The organism is Nonomuraea sp. NPDC001636 (genome assembly GCF_040298265.1).
Classification (GTDB): domain Bacteria; phylum Actinomycetota; class Actinomycetes; order Streptosporangiales; family Streptosporangiaceae; genus Nonomuraea.
In genome coordinates this window covers 26,090-50,738 of record NZ_JBEOZT010000028.1, presented here as the reverse complement: position 1 = coordinate 50,738, position 24,649 = coordinate 26,090, and the positions used below count along the sequence as shown (strand labels likewise).

Genomic DNA, 24,649 nt, shown 5'->3' with positions numbered 1-24,649 from the left:
GCGCCCCGCCCCCCTGGGGGGGGTTCGGTCCTCCTTTCTTGTTTGTCAACTCTTCCTCCTCCATCCCCCTCCCCCCCCCGCGCGCCCCCCCCCCGACTCCGGTGATCCTTCTCATCTCTATCGCGGTCAGGTCCTGGCGTCGGCTCGGAGCGCGGTAGATCGCCAGAAGGCCGACCCCGACAGGTATTCGCCGACGACGGAGCTGGTCGAGGCGTTCATGACGGCGTGCGACCAGGCCGGGGCCCACGACGTGAGGCTCGCCGCCCGGCGCCGGCGCCTTGGACGGGCGGCCGTCGCCACACTGGCGATCTTGACCGTGGTGTCGGCGATCGCCGCTGTGATCGCTGTCAACCGACAGGCATTGTCGGATGCCAGGCAGAAGGAAGCGATCTCCCGGCTGCTGACCGCCCAAGGGGATCGGCTCAAGGACAGCGACCCCGTCGTCGCCGGGCTCCTGGCCGCCACTGCCTCGGCGTTCGCACCCACCCCCCAGTCGCGGTACGGCATGCTGGCCGCCTTGGCCACCTCCACCCAAGGCGTACTTGAGGGGCACACGGGCGGGATTGACGTCACCACGTTCAACCGCGCCGGAACCATGCTCGCCACCGGCGACGACAAAGGCGTCATCCGGTTGTGGGATCCCGTACGGAGACGGCCGCTGGGCAAGGTCAGAGCGCACAGCGTCGGTGTGGACCTGGCGGCGTTCAGCCCGGATGGTTCGGTCCTGGCGACAGGCGACTTCTCCGATTCCGCGGTCCGGCTGTGGGACCCTCGGACGTTGCTCCCCATAGGCACGCTGGACGTCTCCACCGATGGACCCACGGCGCTGGCGTTCTCCCCCGACGGCTCGGTGCTGGCGGTCATCAGCAAGAAGTCCGTCCAACTGTGGAACCCGACAACGCGGCGACGACTCCCCGACCCGCCGCGCGTCGGTCGCCATGCACAGATCCTGGCCTTCAGCCCGGACGGCCGCGCCCTGGCGGTAGGCGAAGAGGACGGCACAGTCCGCCTTTGGGACCCGGCCACCTGGCGACAACTCGCGCGATTCGCGGGGCACAAGACGCGCATCACCGCGATGACCTTCACATCGGACGGCTCCACGCTGGCCACCGGCGACGACCTCAACAGCGTTCAGCTGTGGAACCTGACGAAACGGCAACGGAGCGGAAGCTTCACCACACCCATCGAGAGGCTCCGCGCGATGGCGTTCAGCCCGGACGGGTCCATGCTGGCCATCGGAAGCTCAGACGACGAGCTTGTGAGGCTGTGGGATCCGGGCACCAGAAAGGAGATCGGAGCGCTTCGCGGACACACCGACGGAGTCAGGGCATTGTCCTTCAGTCCGTCCGGGCTGCTGGCCACCGGAAGCGACAACGGAATCGTCCGGCTGTGGGCTGCTTCCACCTGGCGGCCGGCCCGGACGATCAACATCGCCAACGGCTCGGTCAGCGCCCTCGACTTCGGTCGCGACGGCACGCTCCTGGCCACCGGCAGCAGCCTGCGCGGAGGGGCTCAACTATGGGATCCCGCCACCGGCGCCGAGACCGGCGTCCTTGGCGACAAGGCTGAGGCCGTCGGGGCACTGGACTTCAGCCCGGACGACTCCGTGCTGGCGGTCGGCACGTCGGCGGCGCAGCTATGGGACACGGCCACCTGGCGGCCCAGGGACTCCTTCCCCGGCGGCGGCAGCGGGATCGGCGTGCTCGCCTTCAGCCCGGACGGCTCGACGCTCGCGGTCAGTGCCGGTGCCTCGATACAGCTGTGGAACATCCGAACTCGCCGGCTGATCGGTGCCGTCAAGGCGCCAGGATCTTCGAGCAATTCGGCCTATGCCCTCGCCTTCAGCTCGGACGGCTCGATCTTGGCCGTCGGCGGCCAGAGCGAGGCCGTCACGCTGTGGAACCCGGCGACGCTCCGTCAGCTGGGCGAGCTCCCCGGCCACGTCGACAGCGTCCACGCGGTGGCGTTCAATCCCGCCGGGACAGTCCTGGCCACCGGCGACACCCGGGGCACCGTTCGCTTGTGGGATGCGGTGACCAGACGGTCGCTGGGAGAGCTCAACGCCCACAGCAACGGGGTGTTCGCGCTCGCCTTCAGCCCGGACGGCTCCACGCTGGCGTCAGCGGGCTGGGGAACGGCCGTCCGCCTGTGGGATCGTCAGACTCGGGGGCTCGTGCAAGAGTTCAACATCCGTCACGACAGTGCCTTCGGGCTTGCCTTCGACCCCAAGGGGACAAGGCTGGCGGTTGGCCTCGACAATGAGGCGCAGTTGTGGGAACTACATGTTCCTCATGACCTCGTACGGGCGGTCTGTGACGTGGCGGGGCGTTCACTCACTCGGCGCGAGTGGCAGCTGTATCTGCCGCCGAACGAGCCGTACAGAACCATCTGCCCTTGAGCCACCGTGGCGCCGACACGGGGGGCGCATCGGGATCTTGCAGGGGCTCAGCGGCGGACGCGGTAGCGGATGTGGGTGGCCTCTGGGGTGTCGATCACCTGAATGATCTCCAACTCGATCTCCGACGTCAGGACGTCGAACAACCGGCGTCCTGCGCCCAGGAGCACGGGGATGTGATGGATCTGCACTTCATCCAGCACCCCGGCCTGGAGGGCCTGCTGCACCGTGTACGCACCGCCACGAATCTGGACGTCCCGGTCCCCGGCGGCGGCCTTCGCCTGCGCCATCGCACTTGCGATCCCGTCGTTCACGTAGGTCACCAGCGGATAGCCCCACCGGGCGGCCGGGCCGGGCGGCCGGTGACTGGGGACGAAGATCGGCAGACCGCCGTGAGAGCCGCCCCAGTGGTCCATGAGCTCGGCGGTCCGCCGTCCCGCGAGGATCGCACCAGCCCCGTTCCATTCGTCCTGGAACTGCTTGACCGGCCCGGGATGCTGGTCGGAGTCAGCCCACTTGTGCAGCCGCTCGCCGTCGTCGCCGCCGAGAAAGTCGTGGGGGTCGGCGATGTATCCGTCGAGGGACATCGACATGTCGAGCACTGACTTGGACATGGCCCACTCCTTGTCTCCAACGGCGTGGCTCCTCGGCCACCTCCGCTCCCTGGTTCGGAGCCTAACTGTGTCCTCAGGACACTGTGTACGCTAGATACAGTTTTGGCGGATGGCAAGCGGGAGGCGACATGTCGGCCAACGAGGATCCAAGAGCACTGGCCGAGCTGTTGTGGGGCCTGCGGAAGCCGCCCACCAGAGGCCCCAGGCCCGCCTTCGACCTCGCCCGGCTGGCCGACACCGCCGTCAAGGTCGCCGACACGGAGGGCCTGGAGGCGGTGTCCATGCACCGGGTCGCCGCCGAGCTCGGCCTCACCAAGATGGCCCTGTACCGCTACGTCAACGGCAAGACGGAGCTGATGGCCATCATGATCGAGGCGGCGGTCGGCACACCCCCCGACCTGAGCGGGGCGGCCGGCTGGCGGGCCAAGCTGGAGGAGTACGCCCGCGGACTGTCCGCCGCCTGGCGGCGCCACCCCTGGCTGCCGTCGATCACCGTGGGCGACCGCGTCATGGGACCACGTGAGACCGCATGGTCCGAAAGAGCCCTCAGCGCCCTCACCGACACCCCCCTGACCGAACGCGAACGGCTCGACGCGGTCATGATGGTGTCCCACCACATCCGCGCCACCCACCCGGCCGCCACCCAAGGCACTCAGACCTGGACGGACGGCAGCGCCGCCCCCATCATGCGCGACCTGCTACTCCTCAACGCCGGCCGTTTCCCGCTGCTGGCCACCGCCGTGGCCGTCCCCTCGACCACCACCACCCGGGAGTTCGGCCTCCTCGCCCTCCTCGACGGTCTCGAACGCACCATCACTCAACGCACCCACGACAACGGCGCTTCGCCCCCAGATCCTCCGTAAACGGCGACCATCGGCCGGGCAGCTGTTCGGACGTCCCCGGCAGAGTTCGACCGAACAGGAGACTCGGCTCGTGAGCGGCGCGATGAGCGCTCAACCGTCAGGGCGTGGCGGTGGCGCGCTGCACGGTCGCCCGCCTGATGCGCCGGCTCTTCAGCTTGGCTCAGATCTCCGCCGGCCGCCTCTGGGCGCGGCGGGAGCGCTACGCCGGCTCGACCAGGCAGGACGGGCTGTCAGTCGTCGATGGCCTGGTAGAGCGTGGTCCAGAAGTCGTGGATGGCCCGCGCCGAATCCGGGGTGGACATGCCGGTCTGGGTGAGCAGAATGCCGACGAGCCCATTGTGCGGGTCGGCGTAGACGGTGGTGCCGCTGCCGCCGTCCCAGCCGAACTGGCCGACGGGCGCGTAGTCGCCCCGGTAGGTGCGCACCGCCATGCCGAAGCCCCAGCCGCCGTGCTGCCCCAGGCCGTACCCCCGATGGACGGACTCGCGGCCCCAGGCGACTCGGGCGGCCAGTTGCTCGGGCGGAAGTTGGTTGGTGGTCATCAGCTCGACCGCGGGCCGGGACAGGATCCGTTCGCCGTTGTGCAAGCCGCCGTTGAGTAGCATCCGGAAGAAGGCGTGGTAGTCGTCGGCGGTGGAGTCGAGCCCGCCGCCGCCGGACTGGAACGCCGGAGGCGTGCTGTGGTGCCCCCCTTCGGCCGGGTCCTCCACGCGGAACTCTCCGGTCTGCCAGTCGGGGGCGTACAGCGGCGGCAGCCGGTCGATCTCGTCGGCGGGCACGTGGAAGCCGGTGTCCTTCATGCCCAGCGGATCGAAGATGCGCTCGCGCAGGAACTCCTCGAACGACTGCCCGGTGACCCTGGCCACCAGCACGCCGAGCACGTCGTTGCTGATGTTGTAGATCCACCGCTCGCCGGGCTGGCAGATCAGCGGCAACGTGCCGAGGCGGCGCATCCACTCATCCGGGTCCGGCGCGGGCAGCAGCCATCCGCCCTCCTGGCCGTAGACACCCCGCTCGAAGAGCGCTCCCATGATCGGGGTGCCCGGCGCGGTCATGTCCATGCCGAGCCCGTTGGTGGAGGTGAGCAGGTCCCGCACGCTGATCGGCCGCCGCGCCGGCACTGTGTCGTCCAGCGGTCCGTCGGGCCGCGTCAGCACCTGCCGGTCGGCGAGCTCGGGCAGCCACGGATCCACCGGGTCGTCCAGCCGCAGCCGGCACTCGTCCACCAGCACCATCGCCGCCGCCGCCCCGACCGGCTTGGTCGTGGAGGCCATCCGGAAGATGGTGTCGCGGCGCATCGGCGCGCCACCGTCATGGCGCATCGTCCCGATCGTCTCAACGTGGGTCTCCTCGCCCCGGCTGACCAGGGCGACCAGCCCGGGGATCTTCCCGGACTCGACATGCCGCGCCAGCACCTCGCGCAGTCTGTCCAGCCCGGTCTTGGAGAAGCCGCTGTTGCTGTGTCCCATCATGAATCTCCTCTACACAATGTTTGATCTTGCAAGGCCCGTCTCGGCGCGGCGCGCACGAGAGTCGGGAGTCTGGCGGTCTCAGACGGCGACGCGCGCGATGGCGTCGGTCAGTTGCTTGCGCGCACGCGCGGGGACGTAGCTCACCAGCGGAGTAGGCGCGGACAAACTTCTCGACGAACTTCACCGGGTCATGCCGGACGATCTGGCGGATCGGCGTCCCGTTCGCCGCAACCTGTTCGACCAGGCCCCCGAGGTCAGGCCACGTGTGGCGGTCTCTCACACGTCGGTTGACGGCACCCCATCCTGCTCTTACTTCACGGACGTGCCGGTGACCACCGGTAGCGCGATCGAGGTGCCGGCCAGGTCGATGGTGACCTTGGCTCCGGTGCCGGGTTCCGCGTCGTCTGCGTTGCCGTGGCCGGTCTCGTCGATGTTGAAGTCATCGTTGGTTCCGGTCAGGATCAGGCCCAGTCGATGTCCGGCCTTGAACTCGTAGTCCAGCGGCAGCGTCTTCCAGGTGATCTGGTACGACTTGCCCGGCGTCAGCGGCGTCTGGCGGCTGAGTGACTTGTGGTTCCACGCGTCCATGAGTCCGCGGGTGACCACGTGGAAGGCGGTGGTCGCCGTGTTGTCGCCGACCTTGTGGTAGCAGCCGTCGTCGTCGGCCGTGCCTTGGCCGACGCAGTCTGTGCCGTCGAGGAACTTGAGGCCCTCTGCGGATGTGGCGGTGCGTTCGCGGTAGTTGATGCGGGTGTCGGTGCCGTAGTCGACGAGCAGCACGCCCAGGTTGGCCGTGGGCTTGTCAAGCTTGACCTTCAGGCTCACCGACGGCGTCCCCGACAGCCGCATCGACGTCTTCAGGGGCGGAGTCAGAAAGGCGAGCCGGTCGGGGTTGGCGGTGGCGGGGTTGTCGGCCATGGCGATCTCGGTCTGGGCGGTGTCGAGAAAAGTGCCGGAGCCGGTCGAGGGCTTGTGGCCCAGCGAGCCGTTCTGCTGCGGCCGCAGAGTCGTCATCCGCCCCTGCGCCGGCCAGTCGGCCTGACTGATCCACCGGTTCGGGCCGAGCTGCAGGTCGACGCGTGGCTCGCGCATGATGTCGTTGGAGATGCCCATGAGTTCGTGGTCGAACCACTTGTTGAGGGTCTTGAGCCACTCCTCGCGGCGGGCCCAGAACGGGTCGAGGTGGCCGTACTGCGTCACCCATGCCTTGCGCTGCACGGTTCTGGGCAACATGGCCCACCACTGGGCGAACTGGCTGCCCACCACGGCCCGGTCCTGCATGCCGTAAACGGCGAAGACGCTGGCGTGGATGTTGCGTGCCTGCGAGATCGGCCCGGTCCGGTAGTTGCGTTCGTCCCAGAAGGCGTTGTAGTTGCCGGTGGCGTCGTCCTCGCCCTCTTGCAGGCGCTGGTGCTCAGCCGCGCACTTTTCGTCCGGATCGGTGTCGAAGCGCTTGGCCATGAACTCCTGAACGCCCTTGAACCAGGAGATGGTGCCGTTCATGCGGCTTGCTTCGTAGCCGTTGGTGTAGCTCGCGAGCGGCACGATCGTCTCCAGTCCCTGCACGCCGGTCCCGGCAACCCCGACGCCGAGCGCTCCCTCGTAGGAGTGTCCGATCATGCCGGTGCGTCCCGTGGTCCAGGTGGCTTCGACCGGTTCGCCCTTGTCGTCGTAGGCGGTCGCCCGTCCGTTCAGCCAGTCGATGACAGCCTTGCCGCCCAGCACGTCAGGGGCGCCGTAGGAGGTCGGGCAGCCGTCGGACAACCTGGTGCCGACCATGTCGACGGAGACGAACGCGTACCCGCGCGGCACGAAGTAGTTGTCGTAATACAGCGGGAACTTCGTCGCGTTCCCGCTGGCGTCGTATTTCTTGTGGTCATTCTCGTAGCCGGCGCCCGGTTCGTCGAAGGTCGGGCTCTCGTGCATGATCACCGGGACTTTGAGCCCGGAGCCGGACTCCTTCGGCCGGATGATGTCCACCCGGATCAGATCCTTCTTGCCGTCGTTGTCACTGTCCACCGTCGACTTCACCCGGACGTGCTCACGGATGGCGTCCTGATAGGAGAAGACGGGCTGCGTCACTCCGCCGGAGACTTCGATCTTCGGCGCCGCCTTCGCGGAAGCAGCGGGGGCGGCGGCGACCACGAGCGGGATCGCGAGTGTGACTGCGGCGAGGAAGCCTCGCCGTTGCGCGTTGGACATGTGCTTCCCTTCGGGGATGGATGGTCGCCAATCCATGGCGGCATGGTGTGGTTCCGCGCGTCAGCGCGGAGCTCCGGCGGCGGCGGCTCGCGCAGCACGCTGAAATGGCGGCGAGTGTGCAGTCATCACCTGTACGGCGGATCGGCCGAAAGGACCGCCAGGACGACGCCCTCGCACGTTCCCTTCAGCATCTCCGTCACCTGCCTGCCCATGGAACGGCCCCCCGCCCCTCGCTACCTAGTGTTGCTATGTACCGGTAGAAAGTAACACTGACTACCGGTACATAGCAACACCGAATAGCTGTGCGAGGCGAGCCGGGACCGTGCTGGTGGTGGACGTCCCCAAACTCAGGGTTTCGGCCTGGGGCGTTGAGCTGGGCGGTGGCGATGAGGGTGGCGTAGCCGATGGCGTCGGGGCCGGCAAAACGCACCTGGTTGTTGATGGCGAGATCGCGATCATCCTGACGTCGAGTCGGAAAACTGGATTGTTGTGCGGGTCGAAGAGCGTCATCCTCACGTCGAGACCTTTGTGACTGTGCGCGAGAGAATGGAAGTTCGTGGACCGAGATCGAGTGCGGTGGGAGCTGCGCGTAGAGATGTACGCGACCCCGGAGCAGGCACGGGACATTGAGGAAGGGGTGCAACGCCTGCTGTGCCCTGATCCTGATCATCGTCCGCCATGTCCGATCCCCTGGTCCATCGGTCTTACCGAGGCCGAAGGTGATGTCGCGGCGGATCTGGAAGAGCAGTACCTGATCGAGCACGGCGGGAACGGCGCCGCCGGCTGATTGGGCCCGCAGGGTTGTTGACGCGGGTGATCGGTGGGTGGCGAGCATCAAGGCACGACTCCGGCCACCTCACCTTCGTCGACCTTCCCGTCCTGGGCGGTCGGGCGAGATCACCACGGCGTAGGTGGGCGCCTTCTTCGACCGCGAGCCCCGGCCCCTGCCGGACGGCCCGGCGCCCGCCGTCCCCGACGCCTTCCAGAAACCCATAGGCGGTACCGTCAGGCGGGCGCGGTGTTCAGCGCTTCATCGCGCCCTCGGCCGCCGCGTCGGCCGCGGCGGCGATGGCCGTGCCGGCGAGCTCCAGGCGGCGGGCGAGCTCCCGTTCCTTCATCTTGTCCGCCGTCAGCTCGCCGGTGAAGATCCGGGCGATCTCGTACTGGTACATCCTGCGCACCGCCCCGCCCGCCTTCTTGGCCGCCAGTGCGTCCCCGACGGCTGCCGACGGTTTCGATGCCAAAGCGCGGACCGCTTCGTCCAACGCCTCGATGCCCGCGAGCACCTGGTCGAGCAGCGGGGTGAAGCCGGTTCGGCCGGGCAGCCGGTACAGGTGGGCGCCTCTGACGAAGTCGCGCAGCGCGTCGAGCACGTCGTCGATGGCGCGCGAGAGCCGGAACAGGTCCTCCCGGTCGATCGGGGTGATCAGGACGGACTCCAGCTCCCCCACCAGCCGGGCCCGCTGGGTGTCGCCGAGGTGCTCGATCGCCCGCATCCGCTCGTGCGCCCCGGCGGAATCGACCTCGCCCGCCACCATGGCCAGCGCGAGCCGGGCGCCCTGCCTGGTCGCCTGGAGCTGTCCGGCCAGGGCCTCCGTCAGCGCGGTGTCCATGCGCCCGGCCAGCAGGTCGCGGAACCGGCTCAGCCGCCTCATACGACCATCCCCAGCCCGAAAGACGCCAGCCCCGCGAGCAGGGCGCTCGTCGGCAACGTCAGCAGCCAGGCCAGCACGATCTTGACGGCCGCGTGCCAGCGCACCCTGCCGCCGCCCTCCGCCATCGCCGACCCGATCAGCCCGCCCGCGACCGCCTGGGTCATGCTCACCGGCATCCCGGCCGCGGCGCAGCCGATCACGGTGAGTCCGGAGCCGGCCTGGGCGGCCACGCCGTACAGGGGGCGGACGGAGGTGATCTCGATGCTCAGCGTGCGGCCCGCCTTCGGCAGGCCGTACAGGGCTCCGACGCCGAACAGGGCCGCGGCCGTCAGCGTGACGGGAAGCGGCGCGTCCGGGACGCCCAGCGCGAGGATGAAGACGGCCGTCATCTTCTGGCCGTCGTTGGCGGCGTAGGCGAGGCTCTGGACGGCGAACCCGGCCCAGTGCCAGCGTGCCAGCCCCCGGCTCGCGGTCAAGGCGCCCAGCAGCCGCGCCACCAGCGGCGCCGCCAGCGCCCCGGCGAACGGCGCGGCCAGCCCCACCGCCAGCACGAGCGCCACCGGCCCGGCCGCCACAGGCATGCCCCAGCCGATCCCGGCCCCGGTGAGCCCGCCGACGACGGCCAGGGTGAGGCTGGTGGGCTTGCCGAGATGACCGAGGGTGAGGACGACGACCAGCGCCGCGATCACCGCGACCGCCAGGACGTGCCGGGCGTGCGGGCCCTGCGGCGTGGCCAGGCGCCGGGTGAACGTCTGCGCCACCTCCTGGGTCAGCAGGGGGACCAGCGCGTTCATCGCGACGAGCACGGCGATGCCGGTCCGTGGCCGTACCGTGGGCAGCTTGTGGCCGGGGGCCAGCAGGGCGCCGCCGTCGTTGACGCCCGTGACCACGGCGAAGACGGCCGCGAGCAGGACTTCTAAGGGCACGGCGAGCCGCCTGGTCCGGTCACAGCCCCAGCCGTTCCCGCTCGACGTGGTCGAGCGCCATCCGGACCGCGCCGAGTGCGATGCTCTCCTCGCCGAACGTGGACAGCGCGACCTCGGGAGGGTTCAGGCACATCTGGGCCAGATGCGCCCGCATGCGTCCGAGCAGCAACTCGCCCGCGCGCGAGAACCCGCCGCCCACGACGACCAGCTCGGGGTCCACCACGAGCACGAGCGCGGACGCGCCGCGCGCGAGCCCGTGCGCGAGCCGGTCCACCACCGCGAGCGCCTGCTCGTCGCCCGCCCGCGCCGCCCGGAAGATCTCCTCGGCGTCCCGTCCCGCCTTGGCGAGCACGACGGAGGAGTCCTCCCAGCCGGTCAGCGGCAGTCTGCCCAGCTCGCCGGCGCTGCCGGTGCGGCCGGTGCGCAACCGGCCGTCGAGCAGCAGGCCGTGCCCGGCCCGGTATCCGGACAACACGTAGACCAGGTCCTCGACGTGCCGCGCGCTGCCCCGCCAGTGCTCGGCGACGGCCGCGAGATTGGCGTCGTTGGCCGCGAACCCCGGGCAGCCGAACCATCGTCCGACCTGGCCGGCGAGGTCGAGCCCGGTCCAGCCGGGGATGAGGTGCGAGACCGACACCCGGCCGGACCGGTCCACGACGCCCGAGGTGCCCACCGTGGCCGCCCACACGCCCCCGCGGGCCAGCCTCGCCGCCTCCACGCACGCGGTGGCGGCCCGCTCGGCCAGCGCGAGGCGTTCGGCGGCGGGCATGTGCTCGTCGGCGTCGAGCCGTCGTTCCTCGATCACGTCGCCGTTGAGGTCGGCCAGCATGGCGAGAATGCGCCGCGGCCCCACGTCCAGGCCGACGACGTGACCGGCCTCGGACCTGAACCTGAAGCGGCGGGCGGGCCGCCCGGCCCTGCCCTCGGTGGGCGCGGCCTCCTCCGCGAGCCCCCGCTCGGTCAGGTCGGACAGCGCCACCTCAGCGGTCTGCCGCGACAGACCGGCGGCACGTGCGAGCTGGGTCAGCGTCTGCGGCCCGCCCTGGCGCAGGGCGTGCAGGGTGGCGCGCGTGTTGAGGCGGCGCAGCAGTGCGGTGTCGTTAGTAACACCGAGAGTTCTCATAAGGCCCCTTGACGGTAGGACTGGGCAAACTCTAGCTTTACGTCGCGTCTTCTCATAATTGGAGTTGGGAACATGCGACAGGTTGGGCTGGCCTTGGTCGGTGCGGGCGACCGAGGGACGAGATACACGCGATACGCGACGGCGGACGGCCGTGCCAGGCTCGCCGCCGTGGCCGAGCCTGATCCACGGCGCCGGGAAGCACTGCTCGCCGAGCACCCGGACGCCGTCGGCTTCGGCGACTGGCGGGAGCTCGCCGAGCAGCCGCGGCTCGCGGACGCGGTGGTGATCGCGACGCTGGACGCCAACCACGTGGAACCGGCGGTGCGCTTCGCCGAGCTCGGCTACCACATCCTGCTGGAGAAGCCGATGGCGATCCGGCTGGGGGACTGCCGGAGGATCGTCGCGGCCGCCGAACGGGCGGGCGTGTTGTTCGCCGTCTGCCACGTGATGCGCTACACGTCCTACACCCGCGGGGTGAAGGCCGTGCTCGACAGCGGGCGGCTCGGCGAGATCGTGAACATCGAGCACCTGGAGCCCGTCGGCTGGTGGCATCATGCCCACTCCTATGTGCGCGGCAACTGGCGCCGCACCGATCAGGCCACGTTCATGCTGCTGGCCAAATCGTGCCACGATCTTGACTGGCTGACGTACGTGATGGGCCGCCGGGTGACGCGGGTGTCGTCGTTCGGAGGGTTGAAGCACTTCACGGCCGGCAACCAGCCGGCGGGCGCGGCGGAACGCTGCCTGGACTGCGCCGTCGCGGACACCTGCCCGTACGACGCGAAGCGCATCTACCTGCCCTTCGTGGGCAGCCAGGACCGCTGGCCGCTGGCCGTGCTGAGTGAGGACACCACCGAGGCGGGCGTGCTGCGCGCGCTGCGCGAGGGCCCCTACGGCAGGTGCGTGTACGCCTGCGACAACGACGTGGTCGACCACCAGGTGGTCAACCTCGACTTCGACGGCGGGGCGACCGCGTCGTTCACCATGACCGCCTTCTCCCCCAAGGCCCCGCGCCAGACCCGCATCTTCGGCACCCGCGGCTCCCTCGAAGGGGACGGCGCCCGGCTCACCGTCACCGACTTCGTGACCGGGGCCGTCGAGGTCATCGACACCAACCCGCCCGCCGACGGGCACAGCGGCGGCGACCAGGGCCTGGTCACGGCGTTCCTGGACGCCCTCACCCGCAACGACCCCTCCCCCATCCTCTCGGACCCCCGGGAGAGCCTGCACAGCCACGAGATCGCGTGGGCGGCCGAGGAAGCCCGCCTCACCGGAACCGTCGTCACCCTGAAGGAACCACGATGAAGAAGACCCTCTTGCTCGCCTGCGCGCTGACACTCGCCACGACCACCGCGTGCGGCGCCGACGAGGAGGAATCGCCCGCCGACGGACGCGGCCCGATCACCATCGTCGACACCCAGAGCCACGAGGCCGCGACCAGAAAGGTCATCGACGCCTGGAACGCGGCCCACCCCGACCAGCAGGTGACCCTGGACATCCAGCCCAAGGACGCCGACAGCCAGCGGCAGCGCCTGATCAACAACGCGCAGACCAAGTCCGACGCCATGGACGTCATCATGCTGGACGCCGTCTGGACGGCGGAGTTCGCCGCCAACCGCTGGGTGGACCCCATCGCCGCCGGCACGTTCAAGGCCGAGGAGTTCCTCGCCCCCACCCTGCAGACCGCCACCTACCGGGGCACCCTGTACGCGATGCCCTGGCTCACCGGGACCGGCCTGCTCTACTACCGCAGCGACCTGGTCGACGAGGCCCCCACGACCTGGGCCGGGATGAAGGAGACCTGCGACGAGGTGCTGCCCGGACACAAGGAGATGTCCTGCTACGCGGGCCTGCTCGACAAGTACGAGGGCCTGACCGTCTCCTTCTCCGAGGCCGTGCAGTCCGCGGGCGGCACCGTGGCCGACGAGTCCGGCGTGCCGCACCTGGACACCGACGCCGCCAAGGCGGGACTGGCCTTCCTCGTGGACGGGCTCAAAAGCGGCATGATCCCCAAGGAGGGCATCACCTTCAAGGAGGACGAGGTCAAGAACGCCCTGCAGAGCGGCAAGGTGCTCTTCGCCCGCAGCTGGGCCTCGCTGTACGGCACCGCCAACGCCGCCGACAGCCCCGTGGCGGGCAAGATCGGGGTCGCCCCCATCCCCGGCCTCGACGGGCCGGGCAGCGGCACCCTCGGCGGGGCGAACCTGGCGATCTCCGCGTTCTCCAAGCACAAGGAGACCGCCAAGGACTTCCTGGCCTTCCTCACCTCGCCCGAGCAGATGAAGACCTGGGCCACGGTCAACAGCACACCCGTCGCCCGCGCGGCGCTCTACGACGACCCGGAGCTCGTCAAGCAGTACCCGTACCTGCCCTCCCTGAAGGACGGCATCGTCGCGGCCAAGCCCCGGCCGGTCGCCGTCAAGTACGGTGACGTGACCGCGGCGATCCAGAACGCCGTATACCCGGCGCTGTCCGGCGAGGTGGCCGTCGACCAGGCGCTGTCCGGGCTGCAGCAGCAACTGTCGGGGCTGCTCAAGCAATGAGGCGCGGCTCGCGGTGGTTCACCGCACTGATGATCTCCCCGACACTGCTCGCCCTCGCCCTGGTGGTCCTGTACCCGCTGGTCGCGGCCGCGCGGGAGTCGATGTACGTCCGGGGCGAGGGTTTGGACGCCGACGGTTTCGTCGTCGAGGGCGAACGGTTCGTCGGCCTGGCGCACTACGCCGAGCTGGTCGGCGAGCGCTTCCTCAACGCCCTGGCCAACACCACGGTCTTCACCGTCGTCACCGTCACGCTGGAGACCGTGCTCGGCGTCGCGATGGCGCTGGTCATGCACAACGTCCTGCGCGGCCGCGGCCTGGTGCGGGCCAGCATCCTCATCCCCTGGGCGGTGCCGACCGCCATCTCCGGCCTGATGTGGCGGTGGGTGTTCCAGGCCGACGGCGTGGCCAACGCCGTCATCGGCGAGAAGATCCTGTGGACCACCGAAGGCGTCCAGGCCAAGCTCGCCGTCATCGTCGCCGACACGTGGAAGACCGCGCCGTTCGTCGGGCTGCTGGTGCTCGCCGGGCTGCAGATCATCCCCACGATGGTCTACGAGGCCGCGAAGGTGGACGGCGCCTCGGCCTGGCAGACGTTCTGGCGCATCACGTTGCCGCTGGTCAGGCCCGCGCTGGTGGTGGCGGTCCTGTTCCGCATCCTCGACGCGCTGGCCATGTTCGACCTGCCGTTCGTGATGATCGGCCGGGGCAAGCTCTCCGTGGAGACCCTGTCGGCCCTGGTCTGGGACGAGGCCACCCAGCTCAGGTACGGGTCGGCCGCCGCCTACGGGATCGTGCTGATCTCGTACGTGGCCGTGGCGGTGTTCGTCTTCGTCCGCCTGCTCGGCGCCGACCTGCTCGCCGACGCACGATCAAGGAAGAGGACGGCATGAAGAGGGCCTTGGGCGCCGGGCTCGTCGTGGTGTACTGCCTGGCGCCGTTCTACTGGATGGTCGTCTCCAGCCTGCGGCGCACCGGCGACATCTTCTCCACCACCCCCTGGCCGTCGCCGCCGTCGCTGGAGAACTACGCCGCGGTGTTCTCCGGGCACAGCGACTTCGGCCGGGCGCTGCTCAACAGCCTGATCGTGTCGGCCGGCACCACCGCGCTGACGCTGGTCCTCGGCATCTGCTGCGCCTACGCGCTGGCCCGGCTCACCTTCCGCGGCAAGAACCTCGTGCTCGGCCTGATCATGGGTACCTCGATGTTCCCCGGCGCGCTGCTGATCGTGCCGCTGCTCAAGCTCTTCACCGAGCTGGGCTGGATCAACACCTACCACGCGATGATCGTGCCGAGCATGTCGTTCGCGTTGCCGCTGGCCGTCTGGACGCTCACCGCGTTCTTCCGCCAGATGCCGCACGAACTGGAGCAGGCCGCCACGATCGACGGCTGCACCCGCTGGGGCGCGTTCCGGCGGGTGATCCTGCCGATCGCCGCGCCGGGCGTGTTCACCACGGCCATCCTCGCCTTCTTCGCCACCTGGAACGAGTTCATGATCGCGCTGACCATGATCAGCAAGGCGGACATGCAGACCGCCACCGTGCGGGTGGCCCAGTTCGGCGGAGCCTCCGACTTCGACACCCCGTTCGGCACCCAGATGGCCGCGGGGGTCGTCGTCACGATCCCCCTCGTGATCCTCGTCCTGGTCTTCCAGAAGAGGATCGTCGCCGGGCTCACGTCCGGCGCGCTCAAGTAACCCCCGGAAAGGAACCCCCCATCATGAGCATCAGCAGGAGAGGTCTGCTCGGCGCCGGCGCCGTGGCGGCGGCCGGCGTCGGACTGGCCGCGATGCCCGCCTCCGCGACCGTGGAGAAGCGCAGGATCCGGCGCGGAGTCATCCGCGTCGCCTCCTTCAACATCCACTACGGCGCCGGCCCCGACAACGTCTTCGACCTCCGGCACACCGCCGAGATGATCGAGGCCATCGACCCGGACGTCATCGGCCTCCAAGAGGTCGACAAGCACTTCCGCGCGCGCAGCGAGTGGCTCGACACCGCCGGCGAGCTGGCCGGGATGCTCGGCATGCACCAGGCGTACGGCGCCAACTACGACCTGGACCCGCTGGAGCCGGGCCGGCCGCGCAGGCAGTACGGCACCGCGTTCCTGTCCCGCTGGCCGATCCTCGAATCGAGCAACACCCGCCTCCCGCAGTACACCGGCAGCGAGCCGCGCGGCCTGCTGGAGGTCGTCGTCAACATCCAGGGCAAGCAGGTACGGCTGGGCAACTCGCACATGCAGCACACCAGCGACGCCGAGTGGCAGGAGCAGGCCGACGCCATCACGGCCCGGCTCGCCCAGTCGGCCCAGCCGGTCATCCTGCTCGGCGACACCAACGCCGTGCCGACCTTCCCCGGCATCAAGACCTTCACCGACCGGTACGACGACGTGTGGGCACGGGTCGGCGTGGGCCCCGGCCTGTCGGCGGCGAACACGTGGCGCTTCGACTACGTCTTCGTGCCCAAGGGCTCCGACGTGCGCTCGGCCTGGCTGGTGAGCACCGACGCCTCGGACCACCTGCCGCTCGTCACAGACCTGCTGCTCCCGTGAAGGACGCCTCCATGACCCCCCGGCGCCTGCTCACCGCGTTGCTCGGCGTCGCGCTGACCACGCCGATCGCGCTTCCCGCGCGGGCCGCCGGGCACTGGGCCGACGCCTGGGCCACCTCCCTGCACTCCTCGGCCGCCGCCGCGGCGCCGCCCGCGTACGAGAACCAGAGCATCCGCATGGTCGTGCGGATGCGCGGCGACGGCGACCAGGTGCGCGTCCGGCTCTCCAACCTCCACGGCGACCGGCCGGTGACCTTCGGCGGCGCCACCGTGGCACTGCGCAGCTCCGGCCCGGCGCTGGCCGCGGGCACACTGAGGCGGCTCACCTTCGGCGGCGCGCCCTCGGTGACCGTCCCCGCCGGTCAGGACGTCTCCAGCGACCCGGTGGAGCTGAAGGTCAGGAGCGGCCAGGACGTGGCCGTCAGCATCTACCTCCCGGACGCCACCGGGCCGGCCACCTGGCACCGGTCCGCCGTGCAGACCAACTACCTCACGACCGGCGACCACACCGCCGACGAGGACGGCGGCTCGTTCACCACCACGGTGAGAAGCTGGATCTTCCTCAACGCGGTCGCCGTCACCCACGGGCCCACCCGCGAGACGCTGGTCGCGCTCGGCGACTCCATCACCGACGGCTCCGGCACGGCCGTCGACGGCTTCGAGCGCTGGCCGGACCAGCTGGCGGCCCGGCTCGCCGCCGCCCCCGGACGCGACCCCGCCGTCGTCAACGTGGGCATCGGCGGCAACCGCGTGCTGGCCGACACCGCACAGGACGGCCTGAGCGTGCTGAACCGGCTGGAGCACGACGTGCTCACCCGCGACGGCCTGAGGTACGTGCTGCTCCTCGAAGGCACGAACGACCTGCGCAACCGCGCCACCGCCGACCGGCTCGTCACCGCCTACCGCCAGATCGCCGACCGGGTGCACGCGGCGGGCGCGCGGATCATCGGCGGGACGCTCCCGCCACTGAAGGGCAGCGCCGGGTACGACGAGGCGTTGGAGGCCGAACGCCAGGCCGTCAACACCTGGATCACCACCGGCGGCGCGTTCGACGGGGTCGTGGACTTCGCGAGCGCGCTGGCCGACCCCGCGGACCCGCTGCGCTACCTGCCCGCCTACGACCGCGGCGACCACATCCACCCCAACGCCGCGGGCTTCGCGGCCATGGCCGACGCCGTGGACCTCAACCTGCTGCACTGAACACGGCCGGGCTCAACACGGCCGGACAGGACGCGGCCGGGCTCATCACGGCCGAGCTGAACACGGCCGGGCGGGACGCGCACCCCGCGTGCCGTCCGGTCCGGCGGCCCTCGGTTCGCGCAGAGTTGAGCGTGCCTGGGTCCGGAGGACCCATCGCTCCCAGCGCTCGCGCGGCCAGCCGCGCGCCTGGACGGACAGCAGGTGAAGCCCGGGGCTGAGCAGGCCGGCGGCCATATACGCGGCGTGCCGACACGCGCCCTGGGCTTGCCGACCAGGGCCTTGGCCGCGTCATGCTGGACGACCTACCGGGGATCGACGTCGTTCGGCCACAGCACGGCACCCTCGGGGGCGCTCGCGACCCCCACCTCCAGGACCCTGTCGATCGGCACGACGCTCCAGGACCACGGTCGTGCCGGCGACGCAGGCACGCGGCAACCCGGCCGGAATGCGCTCGGCCGGGTTCACATATCTCAGCGTTGACAGACCATGATCAGGCGCCGGCCCTCGCAGTTCCCTGGGACTGGGCCCCTGGGCGGTGCTGGTGGTGCGGGTTCTGACCTGCTGCGCTGGCCACCCTGGACGCTCCCAAGCCCACGTTCGATGAACCACTGCCGGCGACGACATTTGCAAGATCGATGACTGTGGCTGGAGTGCTAGTTCTCCGGGTACTGGAATTCCTCCACTGTCCAAGGTTCGTCACGGCTACCTCTCCAGGCGATGTGGCCGAGTGGCAGAGTCGCTGTCTCCTCAAGCGTCGGATCCGCATCGACGATATGCCGCAGATGATAAAGGCCAGAGGCCTCGTAGGAATTCGGATCGTTGACGCCGTCGCCGACGAGCCAATCGTTGTCCATATCGTGGATCACGACGAGGGCGGGGAGTTCGCCGCCGGCCACGGTTCGTTGCACGACGGCGCCTAGACCGACAGGGAATCGATCTTCCGGGAAAGGATGAGGAAGGTCGCGGAGAAGTTCGTCCATGCTTATTTCCTTGCGAGGTGAATCTTGATGATGACGAGTCATTGGAAATCGAGCCAACCAGAGGGGCGGCCATGGCCGGACTGTCGCTGTCATCCGGTCTGAAGCTACGCTCCTCCGGCCCCGACGCTGCACGGCGAGGTCCGCGGAAGTCTCACCTCATATTCCCGGTCGGGAATGTGCGTGCTCAATTCGCCGAGGGCTTCATGCGTCCAGTCAATCGGTTGGTGGAAAACAGCGGGAGACTCAGGCAGTCCTGGCTGGTGGGCGGCGCCGAGTTTGATGAGCAGGACGCCGGCGGTGATGAGGCCGATCCCGGCTCCCATGACTTTGGTGAGAGGTTCGCCGAACAGGAGGCCCAGATGCCGTAGGCGACGCCGATGCCCAGGCCCGCGCAGGCCCATGCTCAGGGCCATGCTCAGGGCCAGGAACACGCCCACGTAGCCGACGGCGGCCAGGGCGAACCAGGCGGGGTGGTTCAGGACGGCGCGCAGCGACAAGGTGGCGGTCACCTCCAGCACGATGGCCGCCACCAGCGGCAGCCACTTGTTCATGAGTCCTCGTTCAGCAGGTCGCGGGCCACGGCGAGGACCTGCGCGCGGCAGCGGTCAGGGATCGGGAAGACGCCGGTGGTCCGTCCATCCGCACTGTGGGCTGCTTAGACCGGATCCGACGAAGGGATGATTGATCGGCACCCGCAAGGCGGCGGGGCCGCTCGCCCCGCCGCCTGCCCTGCTCGTACTCAAGTGAGGCCGGAGGGTGGTCGGTTGCCGCGCGGCGAGCGACCTGAAGACCTGTCGATGCAGTGCCGGCAGTCTCGCTGCCAGCGCATTTGCACCCATATGGAAATGCTTATGGGCGAACACCGGACTGAACGAAGATTGACCCAGCCCTCATCACCGTTCGTGAGGAAAGACCGATCTGGGGTCGATCGCTGACGGGACGCAGGCCTGCCCTGGACGGGATGCGATCTTGCGGTGACCCATGTCCATTCGCTTCTTCCTGGAGGATTCTGTGACCTCTGATCCGCACTTATGGCGCACAGGTGAACGCCGCACCAGAACCCGAGGAGCGCCCGCCTGGCCGACGCTTCGGATCGCTGTCGTGCTCAGTCTGATGGCGAGCCTGACCCTCAGCGGCGCGGTGTCCTGGGCGCAGGCCACGCCCGATCCGTCTGCACCACCCTTGGCCGTGCCCCCACAGTCCTCCCTCTCATCGGCGCAGCGGGCAGCTCGCGCTCAGAAGGCCCCCGCAGAGGTGGCTGACGCCCGCACCGAGTACTCGACGACGTGGGCGAACCCGGACGGCAGCCTGACCACGGAAGCACATACCGCCCCGATCCGCATGAAGCGCAACGAGACGTGGACCGCCATCGACGCGTCCCTGGCCGCCACCAACGGAAGATTCCAGCCCAGGGCGGCGCAGGTGGATCTGAGGGTGTCCAACGGAGGAACCGAGCCGTTCGCCTCCATGGACAACGGCAGCCGCTCGTTCTCGGTCGGCTGGAACCGCGCGCTCCCAAGACCGACGGTGCGGGGGAACACGGCCACATACACGGAGGTGGCGCCGGGCGAGGATCTGATCGTCACGTCGCTGCCGCAGGGCTTCACGCACTCGCTGGTGCTGCACCGACCGCCCTCCGGCCCTCTGACGATCACTCTGCCGATCAGGACGAAGGGCCTCACGTTGCGGAAGGACGCCGATCACGGCCTTCGCCTCGTGGACAGCCTTGGCAACACCGTCATCTCGGCGCCGGCCCCGCACATGTGGGACTCCTCCCAGGACCCTGCCTCCGGTGAGTCGGCCCGTCAGGCGGAGGTCGCGACGTCGATCCGCTCGGAGGCGGGCGGAGCGGTGCTCACGCTGCGGCCGGACCCCGAGTTCCTCAACGATCCCCAGCTGCGGTACCCGGTGACGATCGACCCGACGAGCACTCTGACGGTGAGCACCGACACCTGGGTGGCTACCAATTTCCCGGACTCCCAGCGCGGCTCCACGGAGTTGAAGGCGGGCACCTTCGACGGCGGCAGCACCGTCGCCCGTTCGTACCTCCTGTTCAACGGGATCGCCGGCCTGCGCGGGAAGCACATCCTGGACACCGACCTGAGGTTGTGGACCTACTGGTCATCGACGTGCTCCACGGCGGGCTCGGGCGTGCAGGTCCGCCGCATCACCGGCGGGTGGGACCCTGACACGGTCAGCTACGGATCGGAGCCGGCCACCACCACCACGGGAGCCAAGACGGTCACCAGCGCCTACGGCCATGACAGCGGGTGCCCTGCCGCGTTCACGCACTGGGACATCGACGCCATCGTGCAGGCATGGGCGGACGGCTCGGCCAACCACGGCGTCCAGGTCCGCGGCGCCGACCAGTCCGACTCCACCACCTGGCGCCGGTACCACTCCGCCAACTACACCTCCGGCAGCCAGGGCCCGACGGATCCGGCGCTGACCGTCACCTACAACAGCCGCCCCACCGCCCCGCAGACATCGGTCACCCCTGATGCCGCCTCCTCCACGGACGGGATGACGACCTCCAGCCTCACCCCCACGATCAGCGCCAAGGCCGCCGACTCCGAGGGCAGCAGCCTGACCTACACCTTCACCCTCGCCTGCACGCCGTTCGGCGCCACTTGCTCACAGCCGACCCGTACGCAGGCGGTCTCCGGCGTGCCCTCAGGAACAGCAGCTCAGTGGACCATTCCGCCCGGATATCTGACCAACGCGACACGCTACGAACTTTCCGTGACGGCCAGCGACGGAGTCGACGCGACCGCCGCCGAGCCTGTCCTGCTGACCACAGACGCCGCTGATCTGCCGACGGCACAAAGCGCCGCGCTGGACGAACCCGCCAATCCCATCCTTTCCGGCGTGGTGAGCCGTCCCTCCGGCAACGCGGCTACGGCGGAGTTCTTCCTCACCGACGGCTCGGGGAACGCTGTCGGCCCCACCCCGCTGGGCAGCGGCGATGTCACCGAAGGCGGGCGCGTCTCCCTGAGACTCCCTGACGGCATGGTCCAGCAGGGCCAGACCTACACGTGGCGGATGCGCGGCTGCGTCGGCACCGCGTGCACGGACAAGACCGCACCCGTCTCGTTCACGGTTCCGGCGCCGCAGTCCACCCCACAAGGACAGACCGTCACCCTCGGCACCGACAAGCTGACCCTCTCGACGGCGAAGGCCGCCGCGGACGCCTGTCAAGGCTCCGCCTGCCCGCTGCTGCCCTCCCCCACGGTCAAGATCGGCGGTACCGGCGCAGAGCGCGACCTCACGGTCGTCTCGCCAGACCTGAGCACGATCCCGGCAGGGGCGCGCATCCTCTCGGCGGATCTTAAACTGGGCGCTCCCGCCTGTACCGGCGTCTGCTCGGGAACCGTTTCCGCCTATGCCCTCGACACCGCCCTGCCGGCGACCCCGGTCTCGTCCGACGTCACGGCCGCGATCGGTACGGAAGGCAACGCCGATGCCCCTGTGGGAACGGCCGACCTGGACCTGGCGGCGTTGCTCGCCGACTGGTCGGCCGAGCCGGCCGGCAACCACGGGCTGGCGCTGCTGGGGGCCGACGACAGCGTCCCGGCGACGTTCGCCGCCCCCCAACTGGTGATCTCCTACCTGCCGCCCGGGCCGCCGGCCGTCCCCCGGAGCATCCGCGTCCGCGCGGGTGACGCAGGCGCTCTCGTCACCTGGGACGAGCCCGCCGACGGGGGCAGCAGCGCAACCGTGCACTACGATATTGACGTGCTCACCGGCGACAACCAGGTGCTCAAGAGCGCCGGCAGCGCCGACCACGCCCTCGTCGTGTCCGGGCTGACCAACGGGTCGGCCTACACCGTCCGGGTCCGGGCCCAGACACCGTACGGCACCAGCGACTGGACGGCGCCGGCCGCCGTGACTCCCCAAGCCGTCGCCGGTGGGCCGGCGAGCTATCTCGATGCGGTGAAGCAGTACCTGGCCTCACAGAACAAGATGCGCGAGGGGCTGATCAGCTCGTCGGCGGTGGTCATCAGCCAGAGCACTCAGGGCACGCGTTTCGCCTCCGTGCTCGACACCCAGTCCGGCCCCCTGCGGCAGTGGGCCGACGAGGCCGCGAGTCACGAGGTGGCCCAGCGGAACTCGGCCGTGACACTGTCGGACGTCCTGGTCTCCCAGACCGCCGCCGACTCCGTCACCGTCCGGGCCACGGTCAAGACCACCACGACCACCGCCGACGGCGTCGGGACGACGTCGGAAGAGGCGAAGACCAACGACGACCTCGCCGTGCGGGACTTCGTGTTCAAGCGGCAGTCGACCTCGGTGGCGGCGATCGCGCAGAACCTCGACGGGGCGGCGATGGATGCCTCTCCCACCTCGGGCGACGGCGAACTCAACGCCGCGATCACGGGAGAGTCGACGGCGGCCCCGGCCGATGCCCCCGCCGCGCTTCCCCTGGACGCACAAGGATGGCCGGACCTGTCCGCCGGATCGGGCCACGTCTCCACACGGAGCGTCAAACAATCGGGAATCGCCAGCTGGGCGGTGGACAACGTCTACTCATGGCCCTACGCCATCAAGAGCAACAACTGCACCAACTTCACTTCCTACGCCGTGAACAAGGGAGGCAAGGCGCCGGAGAAGGGCTGGGCTTCGCGTACCAGCGACAACAACTGGTTCGAGCACCGTCGCACCGGCGCCGCGTTCCGCTCGTACAGCTGGATGAGCGTGAACCATTTCTACAACCACTTCCAGACCAAACGGCATCGCCTCGCCTGGCGGTACAGCTGGTGGGACGTCCAGCCCGGAGACGTGATCTTCTTTGATCAGAAGAACGTGTCAGGATGGCTCGACCACCTGGCAGTGGTCAGCTGGGTCTCGCAACGCGCGGGCGTCTTCTACGCGCAACATGGCCCCAGGGACCGTTACCGGAGCCTGAGCGACGCCCTTCCGAGACTGGCGCATGTCTACGTGGCCAAAGTCGTGAAGTGACAAGGCCGCCCCGGCGGCCACCGCACATGTCAGAGGGGGCCGGGCCGTCTTCGACCCGCCCCCTCCGTCAAGACATCATCGCTGCCCTTCCGGGCTGAGCCGTGGGGCCGGTTTCAGGCCATCAGCGCCGGTCGGCGGCCTTCCAGAAGTGCGGTGCCGAGGTCGGTGACGGTGTGGATGACCGCCTGTCCCAGGCGCTGGCTGCGCACCAGTCCTGCCTCGCGCAGGGCTGTGGCCTGGCGGCTGGCGGTCGAGCCTGGGATGCCGAGCCGCCGAGCGAGTTCGCTCGTGGTGCAGTCGCCGTCGGCGATGGTCTCGAGGACGTGCGTCCGGGTCAGGCCGAGGAGTCTCCTCAGTGCCGGGTGGCCACCGTTGGCCTCGTCATGTGCCCAGCCGGCATCGTGCTCGATGGGATAGACCAGCACCGGCGGGAGGTCCGGATCGCGCAGCGTGATCGGCGTCTGCCGGCAGAAGCACGAGGGCTGCAGCAGCAAGCCCCGGCCGTTCAGGTGGATGTCATGATCGGCGGGATAGGACAGTTCGAGCGTCGGGAAGCTCCACCGGGCCGACGGGTGCAGAGTGGAGAACACCGCCCCCCATCCGCCCTGGGACAACATGGTCGATCGCCGCGCACGTTCCCGGGCGACCTGGGACTGAATGCGCGGCCAATACGGTGACAGACATGCCCCGAAGTAGGCCTCGACCGCCGAGGCGACAGCGCCGATCGCCTGCTGGTCGCCCGTTGCCAGGCCGTTCACCCACCCAGGCAGCCGCGTGGCCGGATGTCTCATGGACAACTCCCACAGGTCCGAGCGCAGGCGTTTCCGAGTCGTACGGCGCAAGGCCTCGAGCCCGGCCGCCAACGTGCCCTCCTCCGTGCGCGGGGTCAGGAAGTCGACGGCGTAACCGCGTTCCGGCGCCAGAGTTGTCAGCAGGCGAGTCGCGGCGGGTACCTTCGCCACGATGTCCTGTTTCCACTTGTCAAAGACTACGGTCCGTTCCCGGCGGCGCAATCTGTAGAGGCTGAGCATCACCTCCCACATCGCATCACATTCGCCGGCGATTCGAGTACGCGCCAAATCCTCGCCGGTAAAATAAATACGTAGCGTCATGGGTCCCCCGCTCGACGTATTTTCCCCTTTCGCATTTTCATGCTTGACGTGAACGCTCACAA

The 24,649-nt window shown here is 69.4% G+C and carries 20 protein-coding genes; 11 read left to right on the top strand and 9 right to left on the bottom strand.

All coding sequences use genetic code 11. The features are described from left to right. Positions 1-316: 316 nt before the first annotated feature. Positions 317-2,398, top strand: coding sequence for a WD40 repeat domain-containing protein (locus ABT158_RS39255; RefSeq protein ID WP_352362686.1), 2,082 nt, complete (start codon positions 317-319; stop codon positions 2,396-2,398). A 47-nt stretch (positions 2,399-2,445) separates the two neighbouring features. Here ABT158_RS39255 and ABT158_RS39250 read toward each other — a convergent pair whose 3' ends face one another. Further along, positions 2,446-3,009, bottom strand: a complete 564-nt coding sequence (locus ABT158_RS39250) for a dihydrofolate reductase family protein (protein WP_352362465.1) — start codon at positions 3,007-3,009, stop codon at positions 2,446-2,448. Between the two features lie 128 nt (positions 3,010-3,137). Here ABT158_RS39250 and ABT158_RS39245 point away from each other — a divergent pair, with 128 nt between their 5' ends. Beyond that, on the top strand, positions 3,138-3,872 hold the full coding sequence (locus tag ABT158_RS39245; RefSeq protein WP_352362463.1) for a TetR/AcrR family transcriptional regulator: 735 nt from the start codon (positions 3,138-3,140) through the stop codon (positions 3,870-3,872). Between the two features lie 230 nt (positions 3,873-4,102). Here the strand turns inward: ABT158_RS39245 and ABT158_RS39240 are convergent, their stop codons facing one another. Both ABT158_RS39240 and ABT158_RS39235 read right to left on the bottom strand, forming a co-directional pair. Next, entirely contained in the window at positions 4,103-5,344 is a 1,242-nt protein-coding gene (locus ABT158_RS39240) for a serine hydrolase domain-containing protein (protein ID WP_352362461.1), read from the bottom strand. A gap of 309 nt (positions 5,345-5,653) precedes the next feature. Continuing rightward, positions 5,654-7,489, bottom strand: a complete 1,836-nt coding sequence (locus ABT158_RS39235) for a CocE/NonD family hydrolase (protein WP_352362459.1) — start codon at positions 7,487-7,489, stop codon at positions 5,654-5,656. Between the two features lie 379 nt (positions 7,490-7,868). Between ABT158_RS39235 and ABT158_RS39230 the strand changes: the two genes are divergently transcribed. Together ABT158_RS39230 and ABT158_RS39225 are read left to right on the top strand one after the other, a co-directional pair. Continuing rightward, complete coding sequence (locus ABT158_RS39230; protein WP_352362457.1) at positions 7,869-8,078, top strand: hypothetical protein; 210 nt, start codon at positions 7,869-7,871, stop codon at positions 8,076-8,078. A gap of 63 nt (positions 8,079-8,141) precedes the next feature. Next, positions 8,142-8,333: a hypothetical protein gene (locus tag ABT158_RS39225; protein ID WP_352362455.1), complete on the top strand. Its 192-nt coding sequence runs from the start codon at positions 8,142-8,144 to the stop codon at positions 8,331-8,333. 235 nt (positions 8,334-8,568) lie between these two features. Here the strand turns inward: ABT158_RS39225 and ABT158_RS39220 are convergent, their stop codons facing one another. From ABT158_RS39220 to ABT158_RS39210, 3 genes are read right to left on the bottom strand one after another with little or no spacing between them, the layout of a single operon-like run. Further along, positions 8,569-9,201 carry a DUF47 domain-containing protein gene (locus tag ABT158_RS39220; protein WP_352362453.1) on the bottom strand — a complete coding sequence of 211 codons (633 nt, stop codon included), beginning with the start codon at positions 9,199-9,201 and terminating at the stop codon, positions 8,569-8,571. Next, entirely contained in the window at positions 9,198-10,127 is a 930-nt protein-coding gene (locus ABT158_RS39215) for an inorganic phosphate transporter (RefSeq protein WP_352362451.1), read from the bottom strand. The genes ABT158_RS39220 and ABT158_RS39215 overlap by 4 nt, the downstream gene beginning before the upstream one ends. Positions 10,128-10,146: 19 nt before the next feature. Next, entirely contained in the window at positions 10,147-11,250 is a 1,104-nt protein-coding gene (locus ABT158_RS39210; RefSeq protein WP_352362449.1) for an ROK family transcriptional regulator, read from the bottom strand. Positions 11,251-11,322: 72 nt separating this feature from the next. On the opposite strand from ABT158_RS39210, the gene ABT158_RS39205 reads away from it, so the two are divergent. From ABT158_RS39205 to ABT158_RS39180, 6 genes are read left to right on the top strand one after another with little or no spacing between them, the layout of a single operon-like run. Beyond that, positions 11,323-12,555, top strand: coding sequence for a Gfo/Idh/MocA family protein (locus tag ABT158_RS39205; protein WP_352362447.1), 1,233 nt, complete (start codon positions 11,323-11,325; stop codon positions 12,553-12,555). Next, positions 12,552-13,793 (top strand): ABC transporter substrate-binding protein, encoded by a 1,242-nt coding sequence (locus tag ABT158_RS39200; RefSeq protein WP_352362445.1) that lies wholly within the window; start codon positions 12,552-12,554, stop codon positions 13,791-13,793. Before ABT158_RS39205 ends, ABT158_RS39200 begins: the two co-directional genes overlap by 4 nt. A 29-nt stretch (positions 13,794-13,822) precedes the next feature. Then, on the top strand, positions 13,823-14,683 hold the full coding sequence (locus ABT158_RS39195) for a carbohydrate ABC transporter permease (protein ID WP_352362443.1): 861 nt from the start codon (positions 13,823-13,825) through the stop codon (positions 14,681-14,683). Continuing rightward, the gene (locus ABT158_RS39190; protein WP_352362441.1) at positions 14,680-15,486 is read left to right on the top strand and encodes a carbohydrate ABC transporter permease; all 807 of its coding nucleotides are present in this window, start codon (positions 14,680-14,682) and stop codon (positions 15,484-15,486) included. Before ABT158_RS39195 ends, ABT158_RS39190 begins: the two co-directional genes overlap by 4 nt. A gap of 23 nt (positions 15,487-15,509) precedes the next feature. Continuing rightward, positions 15,510-16,337, top strand: coding sequence for an endonuclease/exonuclease/phosphatase family protein (locus ABT158_RS39185; RefSeq protein WP_352362439.1), 828 nt, complete (start codon positions 15,510-15,512; stop codon positions 16,335-16,337). A gap of 11 nt (positions 16,338-16,348) precedes the next feature. Next, the gene (locus ABT158_RS39180) at positions 16,349-17,536 is read left to right on the top strand and encodes an SGNH/GDSL hydrolase family protein (RefSeq protein WP_352362437.1); all 1,188 of its coding nucleotides are present in this window, start codon (positions 16,349-16,351) and stop codon (positions 17,534-17,536) included. Between the two features lie 653 nt (positions 17,537-18,189). Here ABT158_RS39180 and ABT158_RS39175 read toward each other — a convergent pair. After that, positions 18,190-18,516: a hypothetical protein gene (locus tag ABT158_RS39175; RefSeq protein ID WP_352362435.1), complete on the bottom strand. Its 327-nt coding sequence runs from the start codon at positions 18,514-18,516 to the stop codon at positions 18,190-18,192. Between the two features lie 104 nt (positions 18,517-18,620). Then, entirely contained in the window at positions 18,621-19,067 is a 447-nt protein-coding gene (locus ABT158_RS39170; protein ID WP_352362433.1) for a DMT family transporter, read from the bottom strand. A 550-nt stretch (positions 19,068-19,617) separates the two neighbouring features. Between ABT158_RS39170 and ABT158_RS39165 the strand changes: the two genes are divergently transcribed. Continuing rightward, entirely contained in the window at positions 19,618-23,475 is a 3,858-nt protein-coding gene (locus tag ABT158_RS39165) for a DNRLRE domain-containing protein (protein WP_352362431.1), read from the top strand. Between the two features lie 113 nt (positions 23,476-23,588). Here the strand turns inward: ABT158_RS39165 and ABT158_RS39160 are convergent, their stop codons facing one another. After that, on the bottom strand, positions 23,589-24,587 hold the full coding sequence (locus ABT158_RS39160) for an ArsR/SmtB family transcription factor (RefSeq protein WP_352362429.1): 999 nt from the start codon (positions 24,585-24,587) through the stop codon (positions 23,589-23,591). Positions 24,588-24,649: the final 62 nt, after the last annotated feature.